Annotated in this window: 12 protein-coding genes and 1 pseudogene; 7 read left to right on the forward strand and 6 right to left on the reverse strand. The window is 35.4% G+C overall.

All coding sequences use genetic code 11. From position 1 onward, the window contains the following. Positions 1-67 precede the first annotated feature (67 nt). Positions 68-292 carry a hypothetical protein gene (locus tag F6K23_RS16025; protein WP_293157250.1) on the reverse strand — a complete coding sequence of 75 codons (225 nt, stop codon included), beginning with the start codon at positions 290-292 and terminating at the stop codon, positions 68-70. Between the two features lie 1,058 nt (positions 293-1,350). Here F6K23_RS16025 and F6K23_RS16030 point away from each other — a divergent pair. From F6K23_RS16030 to F6K23_RS16050, 5 genes are all read left to right on the forward strand, one after another. Next, positions 1,351-3,297 carry an FAD-dependent oxidoreductase gene (locus tag F6K23_RS16030; protein WP_293157253.1) on the forward strand — a complete coding sequence of 649 codons (1,947 nt, stop codon included), beginning with the start codon at positions 1,351-1,353 and terminating at the stop codon, positions 3,295-3,297. A gap of 365 nt (positions 3,298-3,662) precedes the next feature. Then, on the forward strand, positions 3,663-4,439 hold the full coding sequence (locus F6K23_RS16035) for a hypothetical protein (protein WP_293157256.1): 777 nt from the start codon (positions 3,663-3,665) through the stop codon (positions 4,437-4,439). A gap of 300 nt (positions 4,440-4,739) precedes the next feature. Then, positions 4,740-5,261 carry a hypothetical protein gene (locus F6K23_RS16040; RefSeq protein WP_293157258.1) on the forward strand — a complete coding sequence of 174 codons (522 nt, stop codon included), beginning with the start codon at positions 4,740-4,742 and terminating at the stop codon, positions 5,259-5,261. A 162-nt stretch (positions 5,262-5,423) separates the two neighbouring features. Beyond that, positions 5,424-5,558, forward strand: coding sequence for a hypothetical protein (locus tag F6K23_RS16045; protein WP_293157262.1), 135 nt, complete (start codon positions 5,424-5,426; stop codon positions 5,556-5,558). A 344-nt stretch (positions 5,559-5,902) separates the two neighbouring features. Then, positions 5,903-8,677 (forward strand): serine/threonine-protein kinase, encoded by a 2,775-nt coding sequence (locus tag F6K23_RS16050; protein WP_293157265.1) that lies wholly within the window; start codon positions 5,903-5,905, stop codon positions 8,675-8,677. Between the two features lie 248 nt (positions 8,678-8,925). Here the strand turns inward: F6K23_RS16050 and rbsK are convergent, their stop codons facing one another. From rbsK to F6K23_RS16065, 4 genes and pseudogenes are all read right to left on the reverse strand, one after another. Further along, complete coding sequence (gene rbsK / locus F6K23_RS16055) at positions 8,926-9,843, reverse strand: ribokinase (RefSeq protein ID WP_293157268.1); 918 nt, start codon at positions 9,841-9,843, stop codon at positions 8,926-8,928. A gap of 113 nt (positions 9,844-9,956) precedes the next feature. Beyond that, a pseudogene (locus tag F6K23_RS16060) lies at positions 9,957-10,799 on the reverse strand (RNA-guided endonuclease InsQ/TnpB family protein); the annotation flags it as partial. Positions 10,800-10,833: 34 nt separating this feature from the next. Continuing rightward, complete coding sequence (locus F6K23_RS41850) at positions 10,834-11,142, reverse strand: helix-turn-helix domain-containing protein (RefSeq protein WP_367267720.1); 309 nt, start codon at positions 11,140-11,142, stop codon at positions 10,834-10,836. A 653-nt stretch (positions 11,143-11,795) separates the two neighbouring features. Next, positions 11,796-17,225, reverse strand: coding sequence for an ATP-binding sensor histidine kinase (locus F6K23_RS16065; protein WP_293157271.1), 5,430 nt, complete (start codon positions 17,223-17,225; stop codon positions 11,796-11,798). A 66-nt stretch (positions 17,226-17,291) separates the two neighbouring features. Here F6K23_RS16065 and F6K23_RS16070 point away from each other — a divergent pair, with 66 nt between their 5' ends. Continuing rightward, complete coding sequence (locus tag F6K23_RS16070) at positions 17,292-18,341, forward strand: aromatic ring-hydroxylating dioxygenase subunit alpha (protein ID WP_293157274.1); 1,050 nt, start codon at positions 17,292-17,294, stop codon at positions 18,339-18,341. Between the two features lie 1,042 nt (positions 18,342-19,383). Next, on the forward strand, positions 19,384-19,800 hold the full coding sequence (locus F6K23_RS16075; RefSeq protein WP_293157277.1) for a hypothetical protein: 417 nt from the start codon (positions 19,384-19,386) through the stop codon (positions 19,798-19,800). 482 nt (positions 19,801-20,282) lie between these two features. On the opposite strand, the gene F6K23_RS16080 is transcribed toward F6K23_RS16075, so the two are convergent. Continuing rightward, a complete protein-coding gene (locus F6K23_RS16080; RefSeq protein ID WP_293157280.1) occupies positions 20,283-21,107 on the reverse strand; it encodes a YwiC-like family protein in 825 nt (274 codons plus the stop codon). Positions 21,108-21,612: the final 505 nt, after the last annotated feature.

Below are 21,612 nucleotides of genomic sequence, written 5' to 3' on the forward strand. Positions count from 1 at the left end.
TACTAACTCCTGACTCCTGACTCCTAAGTAATTAAGATTAATATCATACAATAATTCAGCAACGCCATTATTTTTTCTTGGTTGACCAACGCCATCTTAAAAAAGCAATAACTTCTTCTGGTAACAAAATTAGATGAGGTTCATCCGAGATGAATAGCAACCAGTCTTCTTTTTGCTGGAGTAGTTTCCATATAGGTGTTCTGGGATGGGATACTATCTGCCAAGAACCGAATAAATCATGATTACAAAAAAATCCAAATTTTTGAGCATGATTGATGATTAAATCTGTCATTATATACAGCTCTTAAAACTTATTTTTCCTAGTTAGTATATATCAAATCTGCTTTAATACTTAGATAAACAATTTTTAGAGACTATAAAGTATAGAAGAATTTTATACCATTTTTCTTCCTATTATCTATCAGCAATAAAGCAAATTTATTTCTCAAATATTATAGCTTTAATTTAAACTTAGTCAAGTATTTAATTTTTTTTAATGATTAACTCCATCTTTCGCTAGATTTAAGGACAGCAACTAACTTAGTAACTGCACCGATAAAATTTGTATATATAATTACCGAAAAATTGTGGGTATGCGCCTCCCCTTTTAAGGGGATAATAAGCGGTCGTTAGCGGAGCATTCCGTAGGATGGGATGGCGAGGTCAAAGGAGCCATATCCAATCGACTCCTGTGAAGAAAAATTTTTCATGAATTTGTCAATCCTCTCCTTGAAAAGAAGAGGTAATTATTCATTATTCATTATTCATTATTCATTATTGAATACTGGTAAAGAACAGAAATAATATCAAATCCGGATGATTAGTTATTGTATAGCTGAGGAGTCAGGAGTCAGGAGAAAGAAAGGATTTGAATAGCATGAATTTTTAAATTCGTATTCAATACACATCTCCTCCAAAGGGTGCATCTCAAAATTGAGATGCACCCTTTTATTTGACCTATTTGTGGTTTAGCTAAAGCAGATTTGGTATCAGCCATCAGCTTGCCTCCTATGGTCAGAACTAGGTTATGAGCTATCAGCTTCATTAGCTTGAATTGTATGGGTTAAAAACTCAAAACAAGTTTTTATTGTGCTTCAATTTATGGGTGAAAAATGTAGTATAAGTTAAACGAATTTTTACTTCATTCATTCAAAAGTTAAATGCGAGCGCATTCCGCAGGAAAAGCTTGCCTTTATTTAGACTATATTCTCCAATCCTTTGTCATCCAAAAACTTGAGAAAAGCTTAAGCATTCTATATTTTAATAGGCAAAAATCATGCACTAAATTACAATGTATCGAAGCTCTAATCGGCCAAATTAAAATTTCAAACAGTAATCAATTAATTGCTGATGAATCAATTCAATAATCTCAAGTCATTACAATCAGTTTCGCGACGAACAATACTCAAATTATTGACTGTTGCTTCTGCCACTGGTCTACTGGGTTATACTAGATTTTCCAAACCACAACCAACAGTTTTTGTACAAGATAATCTGGATTTACCACGATATTTAAACAAATCTAAAAGCGTGGTAGTAGTTGGTGGTGGATTAGCAGGATTAGCTTGTGCTTATGAACTTAGTCAGCGAGGTTTTAGGGTTATTTTATTAGAAAAATCCCCACAACTAGGAGGAAAAATTGCTAGTTGGTCTGTTGATTTTGGGGAAGAAAAATTCATGATGGAACATGGCTTTCACGGTTTTTTTCCTCAATATTACAATCTAAAAAGTTTAGTATCAGAGCTGAATATTAGGGATAATTTTAAGTCTTTAGAGTTTTATTCCATGGTGTTTAGGAAAGGGAAATATGACCCAGAAGTATTTCATCCTAGCAGTTCTGCTTTTCCATGGAATATTGTAGATTTAGCAATTTCTTCTCCTAATAGATTGAGATGGGGAATTAATTTGGCAAAGCCTAAACATTGGGAAGTTTTTCGAGCGATAGGTGGTTTTCAAGTAGAGAATACTTACCAAAAACTTGACAATTTATCTGTAGCTGAATGGGTGGAAAAAGATTTTCCTCAAGGATTGTATGATTTATATTTTTTACCTTTTGCAAAATCAAGTCTTAATGCTCCAGATAAATTGAGCGTTGCAGAGTTAATGCAGTTTTTTCACTTCTATTTTTTTGGTAATCCAGAAGGTTTAGCTTTTCATGGTACGAAGCAAGATATGGGTACAAGTTTAGTACAACCTATTGCTCAAGAAATTAAAAGTCGGGGAGGCAAAATTTTTACGGATATTGGTATTAGTAAAATTAATTGGAAACAAGGTAAAGTTGATTCTATTAGTTATCAGTTAGGAGAGGCTAAAAGTCTAATTCCTTTCTGGGTAGAACGTAATTTAGAAATTAATAAACAGGATGTTGATTATTTTGGATCGAGCGATCGCCTTTTTGCTATTAAACCTGGTTCAGATGAGGCTATTTCTCTGACTTGTACTCATCAAGGTTGTACTGTAAAGTTAGCTGAAGATGACAAATTTTATTGCCCTTGTCATGGAGCAGTTTATGATAGTAAAGGAAAAGTATTAGTAGGTCCAGCAAAACGAAATTTATCGCGCTACAAAATTACTCAAAGTCAAGAAAATCAGGTGCAGTTAGTTGGTATAACAGAAAATAAATCAGAGATTGTTCCTACAGAAATTCAGGCAGATTATTATGTATTTGCTACGGATGTTCCAGGAGTTAAAAACTTATTTAATGTGATGGAGGGAGATGTCAATCAAAAAGTAAAAGACCGGGTAAAAAAACTGAAGATAGCCGATCCATTTGCTGTTTGTCGTTTTTGGTTTGACCGAGACTTTGAGTGGAAAAATAGTAATTTTACTTCTCTATCTGGCTATCAATTAACTGATAGTATTACTCTCTATCATCGTATTCAAGAACAATTCATTAAATGGCATGAAAAAACAGGCGGTAGTGTAGTAGAGTTACACGCTTATTGTTACAAAGAAAAAGAATTTCCTACTCAGGAAAATTTACTGACAACTTTTGAACAGGAATTGTATGAAATTGTGCCTGAATTAAAGGATGCTAATATGCTGCATCGGGAATTAGTAAATCAGAAAAATTTTTCCGGTTATCCTCCAGGTAGTTATCAAGAACGTCCAGAAACTAATAGTGGTGTTGATAATTTGATATTTGCTGGAGATTGGGTAAAGATGCCATTTCCTTGTGGTTTAATGGAAAGAGCTGTTAGTAGTGGGTTATTGGCAGCAAATGAAATTTTTGAGCGAGAGGGTTTACAAAAGAGAAAATTACTATCAGTAAATCCAGAAGGTATTCTTAAAATTTGATTTTAGGGAGTAGGGAGTATTCATTAATTTATAATTGATAATGGATAATTGATAATTACCTCTAGTTAAAACTGAGATAATTGAACCAAATGCGGAAATCTTATTTTGCCCCCCTAGCCCCCCAATTTTGGGGGGAATAAAACTCTAAAAGTCCCCCAATTTTGGGGGATTTAGGGGGCTTGTGACCAGAACCAAACAATCGCGCATTCATACTTCAATTCAGCAACGCCTCTTTTTTATCCTTCACTGGAGTTGCTTTTAACCTCTAGGGATTAATTATCAATTATCAATTGGTAAATGACACTCATTTATTAAGGTTTAATCATATTATGCTTGACTAATAAAAAGATTAAGAGGGCAAGATTATGTACACAAAAAAATGGGTGCTTGAAACCACCAGATATTTTTGCGATCTAGGTTTTTTTGAAGGTTACTCCAATCTTCCAGACGAAGAGCTATTTGAAATAATGACCTTCCTCGAAAGGCAACTCTACTCTTATAGAAACAACGACGGTCTGCCTGGTTTGGATTACTACTCAAATTTAACACCTGAGCAATTAATAGAAATTAGTTGTCAAACCCCTATAGTTCCAATAATGCAAAGATATGGATTCGATGAAGCGGAGGATTGGCAGATAATTGAACTTGATGGCAAACGAGTTATTTGTGCTGATGCAGAATTTCTTTATTTTGAAAAGTGGCCGCCATATAAATTTGAGGACTTTGTTAAATTGCTGGAGAAACTATCAAAAATTTCTCGTGGAAAGTTTATAACCAGTGAAATAGTTGAATCAGGCGAACAACAAATCTCATTTAAGTTAAATAAGATACATTGTCGTCTTATTCCAAATGGTGCACCAGACGATCCGCTCATTTTGGCTTGCGATGTCAACCCAGCACTTCTAGAAACAGGATATCAGTTTGAACAATTGCGAATTCATCACCATATTTTGCTGATGCTGTTATCTGAGGATGAGAAACAGAAGCTCATGCAAGATAGGGGATGGGAGTTTTCACCAGACTACTCGATGTTCGATCCTAATTGGTGGGGGGCTGCTATTATGCCTCCATGGCTTCCTTCAACTTTAGAGGAAAGGAAAAATCGACAATTACATTCTATAGAGTTACGCCCTATTGAGTAAGCGTTACCGATCAGTGGCCAAGGAAAGTAGGCAAACAAACCGTAATTAAAGATTCAGAGGGCAAGATTATGTACACAGTAGAATGGCTACTTGAAACTACCAGATATTTTTGCGATCTAGGTTTCTTTGAAAGTTACTCCAATCTTCCAGACGAAGAGCTAATCAAAATAATAATCTTCCTCAAAAGAACCTCCCCAGAAAGGCGAGAATATTACTCAAGTTTAGCACTTGACCACTTAATTAAGTCTAGATGAATTTTATTATGAAGCCCCTATAGCTCCAAGCAAAGAACATAAATTATTGGATAAATTATTCGGTGAAGAGAAGGATTATCAGATCCTTGAACTTGATGCCAAGCGAGTCATTTATACTCCTTTTTATATGGAGAGTTTTTGGGGTGATGATTGGCCGCCATATCAATTTGAGGGTTTTGTTAAATTGCTAGAGGAACTATCAAAAATTTCTCGTGGAAATTTTATACCTAATGAAATAGTTGAATCAGGTAAAGAACAAATCTCATTTAAGTTAAAGTATTGTAATTTTGTTCCAGTACATTGCAGTTTTGTCCCCAATGGCCCACCAGACGATCCGTTCATTTTGGCTAGTGATATCAACCCAATGCTTTTAGGAACAGGATATCAGTTTGAACAATTAGATTGTGGAGAGCTTATTCTACTTATGCTGCTATCTGAAGAAGAGAAACGCAAACTAATACAAGATAGAGGATGGAAGTTTCTATCTGACTACTGGATGTTCGATCCTACAGATATTTCTCCATATATGCAGTTAAAGAGAAACCTACAATTACGTCCTATTGATTAAGCATCAAGGAGCAGTGTGCAAGAAAAGTAAGCAAACAACCATATTGAATGATTCAATTTTACCGAAAAATTGGGGAGGCTTTAAACCAGAATTATTTAATTATTAATTATTAACTATTAATTATTTGGTAATGATTTGCTAGAGAGCTTGCAGTTAGGAAAGTTGCCTCAAAGAAATAGAAATGTTGAGTCAGAGTTTGGGAGTTTATCTTGGCAGGAATTAGTTAAATTTATTAGGGAATTATCTATTAGCGATCGCTTGTTTTTGGTGGATGCAATTAATAAGTCTATTCGATAGGAAGTTAGTAGTGCTAAAACGTAAGCATTCAGCCGTTATATAGAATCAGGATAATTACTATCGCTAAGTCATTGCGACTGGAACGGAGTGGAAGGAAGCAATCTCCTCAAGATAAGAGATTGCTTCCTATCGTCACAATGACGACTATTCAACCGGATTTTATATTAGCTATCAGCGATTACTTTTGGCTTAGATAAAAGCTTTATGAATTGATCCAGAATTATATCTTAACTATAAAGCAGACAAGATTTGATCTCCTAACACTTCCCACACTTTCCTCGATAAACTCGGTTTCTGTGTATCGCTCTATAATCAAGTTATCTTCTAATCAACTTAAAATACCAATGACCACAAACCAACTTCTAGACAAACGATACCAAATTATTAAGAAATTGTATGAGACTCATGTGAGCATCACATTCCAGGGAAAAGACACTAGAAGATTTAATCGTCTATGTTTCATCAAGCAACTCAAGACCTCGAAACCCCAATTACAAGAAGAACTAGAACAAAGATTTCAACAAGAAGCAAAAATTTTTAAAAGATTAGGAAAACACCCACAAATTCCAGATTTATATGGCTATTTTTCGGAAAATAATAAATTTTATTTAGTTCAAGAATGGATTGCAGGACGTAACCTCCAACACCAACTTAAACACAAAGGGAAACTAACAGAAATAGAAGTCAAAGATATACTAAAAAAAATATTGCCAGTCCTGGAATTTTTCAAAGAAAATAAAATAATTCACCGGGATATTAAGCCGAGTAATATTATGCTCAATGGAGAAAAATTATCTATATTAATAGACTTCGGTATGGTCAAAGAAATTGACACCATAGTTAACCCAAACATGACTTATACTGTCCTGGGTATTGGAAATTCAGGCTTTGTTTCTCCCGAACAAAAAAAAGGTAAACCTACCCATGCAAGCGATATATATAGTTTAGGAATAACAGCAATTTATCTTTTAACAGGAAAAATACCCAATAGTAAACTTCCCTGGCGCAAAAATGTACGGAATATTAGCTCAAAATTTGCCGATATTTTAGGTAGAGCGATAGAAAAAAAATTGAGCGATCGCTACGAGACTGCAACAGAAATGTTAACTGCTATAAAAAGCAGCAAAACTTTTTACCAAGGAAATAATCAGTTGTTAAAAATCGGAATAGTTGCCACCATTATCGGAATTATCGGCGCAGGAATAGGCATTTTTTTCAATAAACCTGAAAATTACTATAATGGGGTGAGCGATCGCCATAACCAGGGAAAATATGAAAAGGCGCTCGCTGAGTATAACCAGGCGATTCAACTCAATCCGAAAGATGCTGAAGCTTACAATAACAGGGGCGCTGTTTACTATAAGCAAGGAGAATACGAGAAGGCGCTCGCTGACTTGAACCAAGCTATTCAACTCGATCCCAAATATGCTACTGCTTACAATGGCAGGGGTGCTGTTTACTATAACCAGGGAGAATACGAGAAAGCGCTTGCTGAGTATAACCAAGCTATTCAACTCAATCCCAAATATGCTACTGCTTACAATGGCAGGGGTGCTGTTTACTATAACCAGGGAGAATACGAGAAAGCGCTTGCTGAGTTGAACCAAGCTATTCAACTCAATCCCAAATATGCTAATGCTTACAATGGCAGGGGTTTGATATACGATGACCAGGGAGAATACGAGAAAGCGCTTGCTGAGTATAACCAAGCTATTCAACTCAATCCCAAATATGCTACTGCTTACAATGGCAGGGGTGCTGTTTACTATAACCAGGGAGAATACGAGAAAGCGCTTGCTGAGTATAACCAAGCTATTCAATTCAATCCCAAATATGCTACTGCTTACAATGGCAGGGGTGATGTTTATCGTAAGCAGGGAAAAAATGATTTGGCGCTTGCTGAGTATAACCAAGCTATTCAACTCAATCCCAAATTTGCTGAAGCTTACAACAACAGGGGTTTGGTATACGATGACCAGGGAAAATATGATTTGGCGCTCGCTGAGTATAACCAAGCTATTCAACTCAATCCCAAACCTGCTATTCTTTACAGCAACAGGGGTTGGGTTTACTATAACCAGGGAAAATATGATTTGGCGCTCGCTGAGTATAACCAAGCTATTCAACTCAATCCCAAATCTGCTAGTGCTTACAACAACAGGGGTTTGGTTTACTATAACCAGGGAAAATATGAAAAAGCACTCACTGACTTGAACCAAGCTATTCAACTCAATCCCAAATATGCTACTGCTTACAACAACAGGGGTTTGGTTTACTATAACCAGGGAAAATATGAAAAAGCACTCACTGACTTGAACCAAGCTATTCAACTCAATCCCAAATATGCTACTGCTTACAAACACAGAGGTTTGGTTTACTATAAGCAGGGAAAATATGATTTGGCCCTCGCTGACTTGAACCAAGCTATTCAACTCAATCCCAAATATGCTTCTGCTTACTACAACAGGGCTGCTGTTTACTATAACCAGGGAAAATATGATTTGGCCCTCGCTGACTTGAACCAAGCTATTCAACTCAGTCCCAAATATGCTACTGCTTACAGTGACAGGGGTTTGGTTTACTATAAGCAGGGAAAATATGATTTGGCGCTCGCTGACTATAACCAAGCTATTCAACTCAATCCCAAATATGCTAATGCTTACAACAACAGGGCTGCTGTTTACTATAACCAGGGAAAATATGATTTGGCGCTCGCTGACTATAACCAAGCTATTCAACTCAATCCCAAATATGCTGAAGCTTACAATGGCAGGGGTGCTGTTTACTATAAGCAGGGAAAATATGATTTGGCGCTCGCTGACTTGAACCAAGCTATTCAACTCAATCCCAAATATGCTCTTGCTTACTTTGGTAGGGGTTATGTTTATCGTAAGCAGGGAAAATATGAAAAGGCGATCGCTGAGTATAACCAAGCTATTCAACTCAATCCCAAATATGCTGCTGCTTACTACAACCGGGGTGTGATTTACAAACGTAACAGTAATACTGAAAAAGCTATATCAGACTTTGAAAAAGCTGCCGACTTATACCAACAACAAAGAAATCAAGAGTTGTATCAAAAATCTCTAGATCAAATCAAAGAATTACGAGAAAATTAGTATTTGTAGGTTGGGTTGAGGCGCTCACAGAGATTATGCCACGGATATACGGATTAAGAGGTATAATATCATGTTCGGATAATTACTTATAATAAAGTTTTTGTTTGTAGTTGGGCTTTAGCCCTTACAATGCTTAGTATTAGGACTAAAGTCCAACTACGAGCCTAATTATAACTGTTCTACCGAACATGATATAACAGATAAGCTCCGCTAACACTTCGTTCTACCCAACCTACTTTGAACTACTACTACCTTCTTAAAAGAAAATTGTCAAATGTTTTTCTATCTGTCATAGCAGGTTGAGCGCCTGATTTCGTAACACATAAAGCACCAGCAGCAGCACCCCATTTAATAGCATCTTTTAATGACAAACCTGTATCCAATGCCGCTGCTAAACCACCATTAAAAGCATCACCCGCCGCCACAGTATCGATCGCTTCTACTACAAAAGCAGGTTGAAAAAATGTTTCCTTGTCAGTTGCACAAACAACACCCCGATCGCCTATTTTCACCACAGCATTTTTCACACCACGCTTACATAATTCAATAGCTGCCAGAGTAGCAGTTTCTCGATCGTTTACTGAAAACCCAACCAGTTGACTTGCTTCAATTTCATTAGGAGTAATAATATCAATCAAACCATAAAAATCATGAGGAAAATTTACTGGCATTGGTGCTGGATCGAGAATAACCTTCACTCCCATTTCTTGAGCTACTTTTGCTGCACTTATAGCAAATTCTAGGGGAATTTCTAATTGTAAAAGTAAAGCTGTGGCATCCGATAGCAAATTTCTCAGGCGTTCCACATCTGTATTATTAATACTATGGTTAGCACCCGGAACTACAACAATACTATTTTCCCCACGAGCATCCACAGCAATAATTGCCACCCCCGTATGAATATTCTCATCAACTACTATTCCTGTTGTGTCAACATTAGCAGTTTGCAAACTTGCCAAAAGTTGTTGCCCAAAACTATCATTTCCTACCCGCCCCACTATTTTTGTGGGAATGCCAAGACGAGCAGCAGCAACAGCTTGATTTGCTCCTTTACCACCACCTGCGGTAAAAAAGTTATTGCCATTAACAGTTTCTCCTGGAGTCGGTAAGCGAGGAGTAGCTGCAATTAAATCAATGTTAATGCTGCCAAAAATAATTATGCTCATAGAGTCAATAGCGAAACTATCCTACATCTTATCTTCTGATTTTTGACATCCTCCCCGGCCTAAAGACGCGGGGATTCCTACTGAGCCGTAGCTCTTCGGGGGGTTGACGTTTCCTAGGGTGCTGCTACCTTGACGTTAGTCTTACGCTTCCCTCCACGTCCGTTTTTAGTCTCCGAATGTCCTCCGGCGACTAATATATTTATTGCTGCATTCTCGTCTCTATCATGTTTTGCACCACAGTTGAGACACTCCCATTCTCGTACCTGAAGGTCTAACTTCCCACCTTTGAAACCACAGCTAGAGCAAGTTTTAGAAGTAGGTTCCCAACGACTAATTACTCTAAAATCACGACCGTATTTCTCAGCTTTTCCTTCTAAGAAAGTTCTAAATTGTCGCCAACCTAAATCGGATATAGCTCTGGATAATTTGCGGTTTCTTACCATGCCAGAAACATTCAAGTCCTCTAAAACAACTGTTTGGTTTTCACGAATTATTTTAGTAGATAATTTATGCAGAAAATCTGTCCTAGTGTCTTTTAATTTAGCCTGAAATTTAGCAACCCTAATCCGTGCTTTTTCATATCGTTTAGACCCCCTAGTTTTTTTAGATAAAGACTTGCTTAACTTACGATAGTTATTAATTCTTTTCTTCAATGGTTTTGGTGCATCAATTTTTTGACCATTACTCAATGTAGCAAAAGTTTTAATTCCTAAATCTATACCTACTGAACTATCAGTTTTTGGTAAAGCTTCTGGTTGTATTTCTACTACAAAACTTAAGAAATATCTGTTAGCTGAGTCTTTAATTACTGTTACTGAAGAAGGTGGATTTGGCAATGGCCTTGACCAGACCACTTTTAACTTTCCAATCTTGGCCAAATAAACTTTTTCTTGATATACTTTAAACCCTCTCAGGGTAAACCTAGCGGTTTGTTTTGACTTCCTAGTTTTGAACTTTGGAGGTTTAACAGGTCTACCTTTTCTTTGGCCTTTAGTTGAAGTAAAGAAGTTTTGTAGGGGCGAACGGCCGTTCGCCCCTACGGTTTAAATCATTTAATGATTGCTGTAATGGTACAACTGAAACTTCTGATAACCATTCTCTGTCTTCAGTGTTTTTGGCTTGAGTAATAAAAAGCTTTTGTAGTTCAGAATTAGTTGGTTTCTTTTTTCCTAATGTGTACTTTTCTTGGCAACAAGCTAGACTATCGTTCCAAACAACACGGACACAACCAAACAGCTTTGCTAATCGGTATTTTTGCCCTGGTGTTGGATACATACGATACTTAAATCTAGCCTTCATAATCTGAGTTTTTAACTATTAAAATTTACGATAACATACTTATTGAAAAAAAAAACTAAAAAGTCGCCCGCTTATGGGCGAGGCGTAACTACCCAATTTTTCGGTGACTAAATCAATAGGGAGAGGCGATCGCTAAATCCTGAGTTTATCTAAAATATGGCGTTGCTGAATTGAAGTATGAATGCGCAATTGTTTGGTTCTGGTAAAGCCCCCGCGCATCCCCCAATTTTGGGGGACTTTTAGAATTTTATTCCCCCCAATTTTGGGGGGTTAGGGGGGCAAAATCATACCCAGAATCAGCAACGCCTAAAATATAATAACTAAAACATTACAGTTTAAATTATTTTAATTATGAAAAGGTAATATTAACAATATGTAGTTTAGTCACACTAAGAATAGGAAAATTAATCCTAGCATAATTTATAATTTACGTATAAAATAAAAATAATAAAAAAAGTATAATAATACTAAATAATTAACAGTAACTATCTTGAGGAGATGGCGTTAGCGGAGCAAGTGCGGCAGCTACATCGCTCCCCAAAAGATAGTTATAGTGAGTGCTTGAGAATTTTTGGAGATGTCTAATGCTTGCTTCATTCATTAAAAAGCTGACTCCTTCTTCCTCCTTCCTCCTTCCTTCTTTCTTCTTCCTTCTAACTATAATTACCACTAACTGGTTTAATAGGAATTTCAATTATGAACTCTGTACCTTTTCCAACTTCAGAAACACAACTCAAGTTACCCTGATGTTTTTCTACTACAATTGAATAGCTAATTGATAATCCTAAACCTGTACCAGTACCTACTGGTTTAGTAGTAAAAAATGGGTCAAAAATCTTGGATAATGTCTCAGAATTAATACCACTTCCATTGTCACCAATTTTTATTTTTACTGTGTTTGACTCTGTCACTTCAGTAGAAACTGTAATGGTGGGTTTATAGTCAAATTCCTGTTGTTTATCTCGCAAAAATGCTAAAGCATCTATGGCATTACTGAGTAAATTCATAAACACTTGATTCATTTGAGAAACATAACAGATAACTTGTGGCAATTGACTATAATTTCTGACAATTTCCACTTCACGTTTATCTGACTTTTCTTTAATACGAGTATGTAAAATTAAAAATGTACTATCGATACCTTCATGGATATTTACAGGTTTCATTTCTGCTTCATCTAGGCGCGAAAAGTTGCGGAGAGAAATGACAATATCTCGAATACGTTCAGCTCCTACTTTCATTGAATTCAAAAGTTTCTGCAAATCTTCTACGATAAATTCCAATTCGATATCCTCAATTTCATCTTGAATTTCTTCTACAGGTTCAGGATAGTGTTCTTGGAATAAATCAATCAAATTTAGTAAATCAGAAACATATTCAGTAGCGGGAGAAAGGTTTCCATAAATAAAGCCAATAGGGTTATTAATTTCGTGGGCAACTCCTGCCACTAATTGTCCTAAACTGGACATTTTTTCACTTTGAATTAATTGAGATTGAGTACGTTGTAACTGCTGTAATGTTTGCTCTAGTCGTAGATTTTTTTCATTTAATTCTTGAGTTCTTTCTTGTACTTTTTGCTCTACAAAAGTATATAAAATTGAATTTTCTAAAGATACTGCTACTTGAGAGGATAAAAGCCTTAATATTTCCAAACGTTCTGGAGTAAATGCACCTATAATTAAGTTATTTTCCAAGTATAAAACTCCGATGAGCTGACCACCATTAATAATCGGAGTACATAATACTGATTTAAGTTGAGTTTGAGCAACATAAGAATCTGTTGTGAACCGATCTTCAGCAAAAGCATTGCTTAAAACAACATCTTGACGCGTTCTTTCTACATAGTTAATTATTGTTAGTGGTAAATCTTCATATTCATTAATTTTACTTTCCTGAACTACCACTTCTTCAGAATTTAATGTTGCTTCAGCTTTAGTCATTAATTTACCTTCTGTGAGCAACAACAAAACACCTTTTTCAGCTCCAGCATTTTCGATGAGAATTTTCATTAACTTAGATAGTAATCTATCTAATACAATCTCACTAGAAATTGCTTGAGATGCTTTAATAACTGTGGCTAAATCTAGGGATTGGCCATGGTTAGTCGTGTCACGAGAAATTGCTGTAGTTTTAGTATCAATTATGGGATCTTTAACTGTTAATATATTTTGCAATTCTGGATATTGATTCTCTAAATCTTGCAGCTTTCTAGTCGCACCCCAATTTTGATAACCATAGTAAGCTTCTTGTAAATGAACTTTGGCATACTTAAATTTATTTTGATTGAGCCAATATTTTGCTGCTAATTCATTTCCTAAGGCTTCATATTGGATAAATTCATTTTTCTTTGCTGATTCTATAGCCTGATTATATAAGTCTATAGCTTCTGCATTTTTTCCATCAATACTTGCCTTTTCTGCTTCTACTAATAAATATTTATGTTCAAAGTTTTCTTGACAGTTATCTGCCCAAATTTTCATCTGTTGTTGATTTTTTTCTAGTTGTTGCCAATATTCTGTTTGTTTAGTTTCTGAAACGTGAGGATAAAGAGCAGCTAAGATTAGTGAATAATAAAAATTAAATTCTGTAGTAGGTACAGCACCTGTAATAAATGTCAGATATTTTTGAGCTTCTAAGATGCTATGTAATGCGGCATCTAAATCTCTGTATAGATAGAGGATATAAGACTTATGAATTAGATAGATACATAGAGAGTAAAAATTTTGATGTTTTTGACAACTTTCCAAGTATTCTGTTTCGTCTATTTTGTCAATATCAAAGTCAATTTTTTTGTCTTTTAAAGAGTTGATATCCATTTTTTTTGTTTGTGGCTGCAAGTTTTCTATAATACTTTTAATTCCTATTAAAGTATCTGTCGAAAGTTTATTTTTTGTTTTTTGAGTAAATTGTAAATAGCGAGAAACTTCTTTCCATATTTCTGAGATTGGTTTGCCTTGGAATAATGAATTAATAGCAGTATTATGTAGAAGATAACCAGCATATTCTAAGTCCCCAGATTCTAAAGCAGCTCCATACCCTTCATTATTAATTAAATTAGATTCTTTGATGTGCTTAAACCAAAAACTTAATCCATTAGCAAATCCAGCACAAGCTTTACATTTTAACCCTGAAATTTCCCACTTATCAGTTAATTTTAGTGCCAAGAGACCAAACTGATATGCGGAGTGATAATCTCCTAAAGAACTATTGAGAATTACTCCATAGTTACAATAACAAAGACATGACTCAGCAACTGAACCATATTTTAAGGAAATATTAACACCTTTCAGCACAATTACTGTCCATAATTCTTGTGAAGTTAAATAAGTAGGTGTCATCAAATTTGTAATTAAGGCTAAAGCTACTTTATATTTTGATTTTTCAACCTTTGTTTCATTAATCAGACTAGCAATTTCTTGATTTCCTAAATTTTCTTTGACTTTAGTAAATTCCCGATTAATTACTGTCTGTAAATCTGTTTCTGGAAGTTCTATTTCTAGTAACTTGAGAGCCTTCTTAGCTGCTGCAATTGCCTTTTTATACTGAGCGCGTAAAGTATATTGAACAACCAATAAATTATAAACCTCTGTTTTCTCAATAACTGAATTTGAATGCTCTAATGTTAATTTGATTAAGGCTTCACTTTCTGAAAAATTACTGTTTAAATATTCTACTATTGCCCCTTCTTTATATAAACCAAAAGTTAAGTCATAGTATTGAGTCCAACAATTCCGGTCTAATAGAGATATACCTGCTGTAATATATTCTTGAGCAGCTACATAAGCTGTGGCATCTTTAGCTTTTTTACCTGCTTCTAAATTTAGTTTTGCTAGTTCAATTTTTTCTGATTCATCTGTAATTAAAGTTCTGCCTATATTCAAATGATCTACTAAATCAAAAACTCTTTCGCTACGATATTCTGGAGGAGTATTTTCCAAGAATAAACGACCAATTCTTAGATGTAAAGCTTGTTTTTGAGATTCATCTATGAAAGTGTAAGCTGCTTGTTGTACTCTGTCATGTAAAAACTTATAATTCAGAATTAAAAATGGATATAAGTTCAACTCTACATTTTTAGCTTCTGTTTCTGAAGCAGGTAGAATTAATCCTTCCTGAATAGCAGGTAATAAATCTTGAAAAGTTGCATAAGATTCTTTTTCATAAATTAACGAAAGGGTATTCAAATCAAATTGGTTACCTACACAAGCAACCAAACTTAAAACTTTCTGAGTTAAGGTCGGTAATTTTTCCAGTTTTCCAATCATTAACTCCACTACATTATCAGTAATATCAAGTGCTGTAATTTGTTCCATATTCCACTCCCATCGAATCTGTTCAGAATCAAATTTCAGCAAATTTTCTTGATAGAGAGTCTTCATAAATTCATTAACAAAAAATGGGTTTCCTCCGGTCTTACTTTCTACCAATTCTGCTAATGGTTGTACTGAAACTCGATCATTGCACAATGTTTCGGCAATTAATTGATTAATATTTTCAAATTTTAAAGGAGTTAAGTTGATCTGATTTATTTGTGCATCATTCATACTCTCAGATTGAGTGTGAATAGCATTTAAAGTCATCACTAAAGGATGAGTCGGACTAACTTCACTATCTCGATAAGCTCCAATTAAAAACAGATGCTTTGTTTCTACATCTGTCATCATTAATTTAATTAACTTCAGTGTAGCGGAATCTGCCCACTGTAAATCATCAAGAAATATAACTAAAGGATGTTCTGGTTGACAAAATAAACCGATAAAATTTTGAAAGACAATATTAAAACGATTTTCAGCTTCATTTGGTCCTAATTCTTGAATTTTTGGTTGGGTTCCAACAATCAATTCTAATTCCGGAATTACATCAATCAGAATTTGTCCATTTGTACCAAAAGCAGCTAAAAGTTTATTTCGCCATTCATGTAATTTAGCTTCACTTTCACTTAAAATAATTCTGACTAACTCAGAAAAAGCACTCACAATTGCTGAGTATGGAATACTTCGTTGAAATTGGTCAAATTTCCCCCAAATAAAATACCCACCTTGACGGATAATAGGCTGAGAAATTGCTTGTACTAAAGCTGATTTACCTATACCAGAATAACCAGCTACTAACATCATTTCTTTGCTACCTTTACAAACACGCTCAAATACTGCTATTAGTGCTTCAATTTCTAATTGTCTGCCATATAGTTTTGATGGAATTTTAAATTTATCAGAAATATCTTGACTACCAAGGGGAAATTCTACAATTTGTTCACTCATTTGTAGCTGATTTAAACATTCATCTAAGTCAGCAATTAAACCCCAAGCACTTTGATATCTTTCATCAGCAGTTTTTGCTAGTAACTTTAGGATAATATTAGATATTATCTGTGGAACTTCTGGATTAATTTCATGGGGTGGTTTTGGTTGTTTAGCAATGTGGGCATGAACTAATTCCATCACATCAGTATTAGTAAAAGGAAGCTGCTGAGTTAATAGTTCATAAAAAGTGACCCCAAGAGAATAAAAATCTGTACGATAATCTAAAGAACAATTCATTCTACCTGTTTGCTCTGGAGATATATAAGGAATAGTACCTTCTAAAATATTTGGATTTTTTAGTTTATAACTGTCACGAGTTAATACAGAAGAAATATTAAAATCTATAATTTTTAATTCCCTTGTCGTGAGGTTAACAATGATATTAGATGGGTTAATATCTTTGTGAATAATCTTAGCACTATGAATTTCGCCTAAACTTTCAGCAATTTTAATTGCTAAATTCAAAAAGCCCAATATAGTAAATTTTTGTGATTTAATTAATGTTTTAAGAGATTCACCGCCAAAATCTTCTAAAATCATCACTAGAGTATTATTATACTTTTCTAATCCATAAGCTTTAATCACTCCAGAAAAATTCAAATAACTAAGAATTTCATACTCTGTTCGATAACGATTATTCTCAGCTTCGGAAGGAAAATCTCCTTTGCTAAATTTAAGTACAACAGGCCGATCATCCTCCTCTTTTTTACCTCGATAAACTACCGAATTATTACCTTCATAAATTTTGGCAAGAATTTGGTAACCTGGAATATTAGTCATTGTGAAATTTTCCTACAAAACTACCGCAATTTAGTTATTAATTCTTAAATATTGTCTGTAAACCCTATGTCTTCCCCTCAAATGACCTTCTATCATGATATCCGTAAGTTGGGAATTAATCACAATCACTGGTATGCTGTTGCCCGCAGTGTAGAGATAAAATGTCAACCTTTCAGCATTACCCTTTGGTGTCAATCAATTGTCCTTTATCGGGATCGAAGTGGAAAAGTCCATGCTTTGGAAGACCTTTGTCCTCATCGTTTTGTCAAACTTAGTTCTGGTCGTGCGATCGCCGATGAATTAGAATGTAAATATCATGGATGGCGTTTTAAGTCAAGTGGTGAATGTTCTCATGTGCCCTATTTAGCAAGTAATCAAAAATTGCCTAGCTGTCAAATTCGTACTTTTCCAGTCCAAGAAATACACGGTTTTATCTGGCTATTTCCTGGAGATAAATCCCTGGCAAATTTAATTTCTCCTTTAGAAATACCTGAATGGGAACACCTCAACTATATAGCCACAATCTCAGTTATAAAATGTCGAGCGCACTATTCTTATTTAGTGGAAAATTTGATGGATATGTACCACGGACATTTACATAAAAACTGGCAAGCATGGGCAGCAGCAAAATTAATAGATTTATCTGAAAATGACGACCGAGTAGATGCTTATTATCAGGCTCAAAGTTATTACAAAATTGACAAAATCTGGTCTATCTCTCAATTGTTATTTCCTAGTTTACGACAACTTCATCCGGAACCATTAAATGTTAGTTATATTTATCCAAATTGGGTTTCTAATCTAGGCAAAGATTTTAAAATTTATTGTCTTTTATTACCTATTAATGAAAAACAAACCCAAGCTTATCTGATTCATTTTACATCACTTCATGCCTTTTGGCGTTTACATAAACTGCCAGAATGGTTTAGACGATTTGTGAAAAATAGCTTATTTGGTTCAGCTCAAAAACTACTCGATGGATTAGTGCAGCAAGATGTAGAGATGATTGAACAAGAACAACAAGCTTATCTGAAAAATCCCCAGCAACGTAGCTATGAGTTAAATAAAGCTTTAGCAAGTACACAAAGGTTAATTAAAAAACAAGCGCTCCAATGAATCATAAATATATGCTGAAAATAATAGAATATCTGTTTAACAGCCGATAAGATACTTATCAAGGTATAAAACTTATCATACATAAGTTATAACCGTATTTAGTGTGAGGTCAAAAGTCCCTCAGTTAAATCAGGTCAAGAAAGAAAAATTGCTCCTTAATGAATCTGGAAGATTCCAAAATGGAGTATAACTTTTGACGAATTATCAAGAGTTATTCTCCAGGGAGCAGCTATATAGCTAATGGAAATTAGCCTTATCAAAAAGCGATTTTGACAGCAAGGGTATTTCGATCAGGGTGATAAAAAAGAGCAAAGTATTTTTGCCGAGGCAAATTGATACCTGATGAGACTTTAAGGGGTGCAATGATTAATTTAGTAACCTTTTTTCCTCAATATAGTATTAGTTGGCCAGATAATGGAAAAAATATGGAGCATTAATTAATTGATAATGGATAATTGATAATTGATAATTACCTCGGGTTTTAACCGTTACGGAATTGAATATAAGGAATATTTTCTTTTCTCTTTGTCGATTGGATATGGTTAGGAAACCCATCCATCCCACCCTACGGGAAGCTCCGAAGATCGACCGCTTTTTCCCCTATCCAAGGGGAGGCTTCAAGGCGCGAATTATTTAATTATTAATTATTAATTATTCGGTAACTTTAGGTACTCAGAATGGTCAAACACAAAAAAAATCTGTAATGAAGTACAGGATGCAACAAGTCAGCGCAATAAATTTGGTATCAATACCAATATGTTTGAGCATAAGGGGGGTAATTTGACTGCTCCTACTGGGAAGATAAGTCCAGTGACAGCGAATAGAGGTCAAGCAGAATAATTATCCTATTCCTTTGCAAAACCAGTAATTAGAATCCCGTGTACTGAAGTTGCGGGAGAAGTCAAAACAGCCAATATAGCAGAAGTAAGAAGGAAGAAGGAAAAAAGAAAAATCTGGCGTTGTCTGAGTTTTAAGCTTTTGATATGCCTAACCTTTCCTTCGACTGCTATATCTCTCACATTATGGATGGAGCTAGTTCAACATGGGTAATACCATTGGCATAATGTTTGGGTTTTTAGGTGGAACAATTTTCGCCAGTGAGGGGGGATACAAAGTTTTACAACACCCTAACCCAAACCGAGAATATCAAAGACTTTCGGAAGCTAAATGGTTTTTGGCCTTAAGGTGGTGCGAAGAATTTCCAACTCCTGCTGGCATTCTTAACTACCAAAGTCAACTTTCTTTTTATAATCAAGCAGCATTAAGAGTTGGAGAAAACAATTTTTTACCTCCAGATCACAGGCAAGAAATTTTTCATCGATGTTTATCCTTGCCAGCAGGAACAACAGCAAATTATTCAATTTTTACCACGGATGGCAGATCCTTTAGAACTTTAGAGGTGATGGGAATTGACATCGACCCCAGATATGGTAGAGTTGCTATTGTCCGTTCACTTTAGGCTGTTACTAGGTTTTAACAACTTTTCTATATTTTATTGAGTAGGGGAGTGGCGCAGAAGTAAACATCTTCAACAACTTTTCTACATTTTATTGAGCAGGGGAGTGGGGAAGTAGGGGAGAAGTAAAAATCAGAATAATTAATGCGCTCCTAGGGTGCTAATTATCAAAAAGGTGATTCTGTTTATGTTAATTACTTAATAATTGAAGTGCTACCAAAGTGTAGCATTAATACATGTTCAACAATTAATAATGAATAATGAATAATGAATAATGAATAATTACCTCTCCTTGAAAAGAAGAGGATTGACTAATCATGAAAATTTTTCTTCTCTTGGTCGATTGGATATGGCGAGGAGACCTCGCCATCCCCCGACCGCTTATTATCCCCTTAAAAGGGGAGGCGCATACCCACAATTTTTCGGTAATTAGTATAATTAATAAACTTTCTCAAACAAAATTCCGTAGATAATTTACTTTAATTTTAAACACTGGGCAAATGAGCAGGAAGAACACTTATGGCAGCAATAGCAATGTAAAGCAGGGCAAAACGAGTTTCAAATATTGCCACAAAATGAAATTTTGTTGTGCGATACCAATCTAATTGAAAGGCGATCGCTACTAACTTGACTAAGGCCACAGTATAAGATAAAGCTGTGGCTATATTTAAGCAGTTGAAGCAGTAAAGACTCAATATAATTAGGACTGCAGTTCCATGATATATCATTCCAGGTACAGGAGAACTGGTTTTCTTTTTTCGCAACTTGAGTGTAAAAATAGCACTGCTGAAAAATAAGGTATTCAAGATCCACATTGCCATAGCAGTTAAAGAAATGTGGCCTGTAGTAGCTACATATGCTAAAGGTGCTGATAGACAGATGGCAGTAAATCCAATTAATTCATTTAGTATAGATTTTTGTTTTTGCTTTAGTACTGCAATACTATCCGCAACTAAAGCTGCTGTTGCCATGGCATAGATCCATAGCAAACATGGAGATTGAAAATATAGCCATCCGGCGATCGCCATAGCAATACTTCCATATAACCCACCCCAGATGAGAAAGCGGGGTTTCCAACTCCTTCGCTGTTTTATTTGCACAACTAAGGGATGTTCTGCTTGCAAGGCGAAAAAAGCACAGATCAAAGCTAAAGTTGTTGAGTTTGTCCATTCCTGAGCTAAAGCTGCCCCTGTGAGAAAGGAGCCACCTAATACTAGCAAAATTCCTTGCTCTGGAGAAAACGTCGGTCTATACCAAGCTTGTAGGTTGGGACGATTTTTATTAGAGGTAGTTGTTGATAACTCAACCATGATTAAACTCCTTAAGGTAAGGTGATCGGTTTTGGACCGTAGGTTTCAATAATTGATAATTGATAATTGATAATTACCTCTTCCTTTTAGGGAGAGGATTGAATAAAAGGAAAATTTTTTCTCTCTTGGTCGATTGGATATGGTTAGGAAACCCATCCATCCCACCCTACGGGAAGCTGCGAAGAGAGAACTCCGTTCCGAGATACGCGTTTCGCGTCAGCGTTGCGTTACGCCAGTTTTGCGAAGCAAAAGCAAACGACCGCTTGTTTCTCCTTTAAAGGAGAGGATTTTTACCTTAATTATTCGGTAATATCAAGTTCGGATTAGCGGTCTTACTGTAGGTTGGGCGAAGTGTATCTCACAACCCAAAAAAATAGACATCTGTTGGATTTTCTTCTTCATCCTGCCCATAAGCTGCAAAGGGTGAAGAAACCCCCCATTGGTGTTGGCCTTCTCCCTGGACGAATGATTCTTCAACCCTACCTACAAAGTTTACATTGAAACT

The organism is Okeania sp. SIO2C9, assembly GCF_010672455.1.
GTDB lineage: Bacteria > Cyanobacteriota > Cyanobacteriia > Cyanobacteriales > Microcoleaceae > Okeania.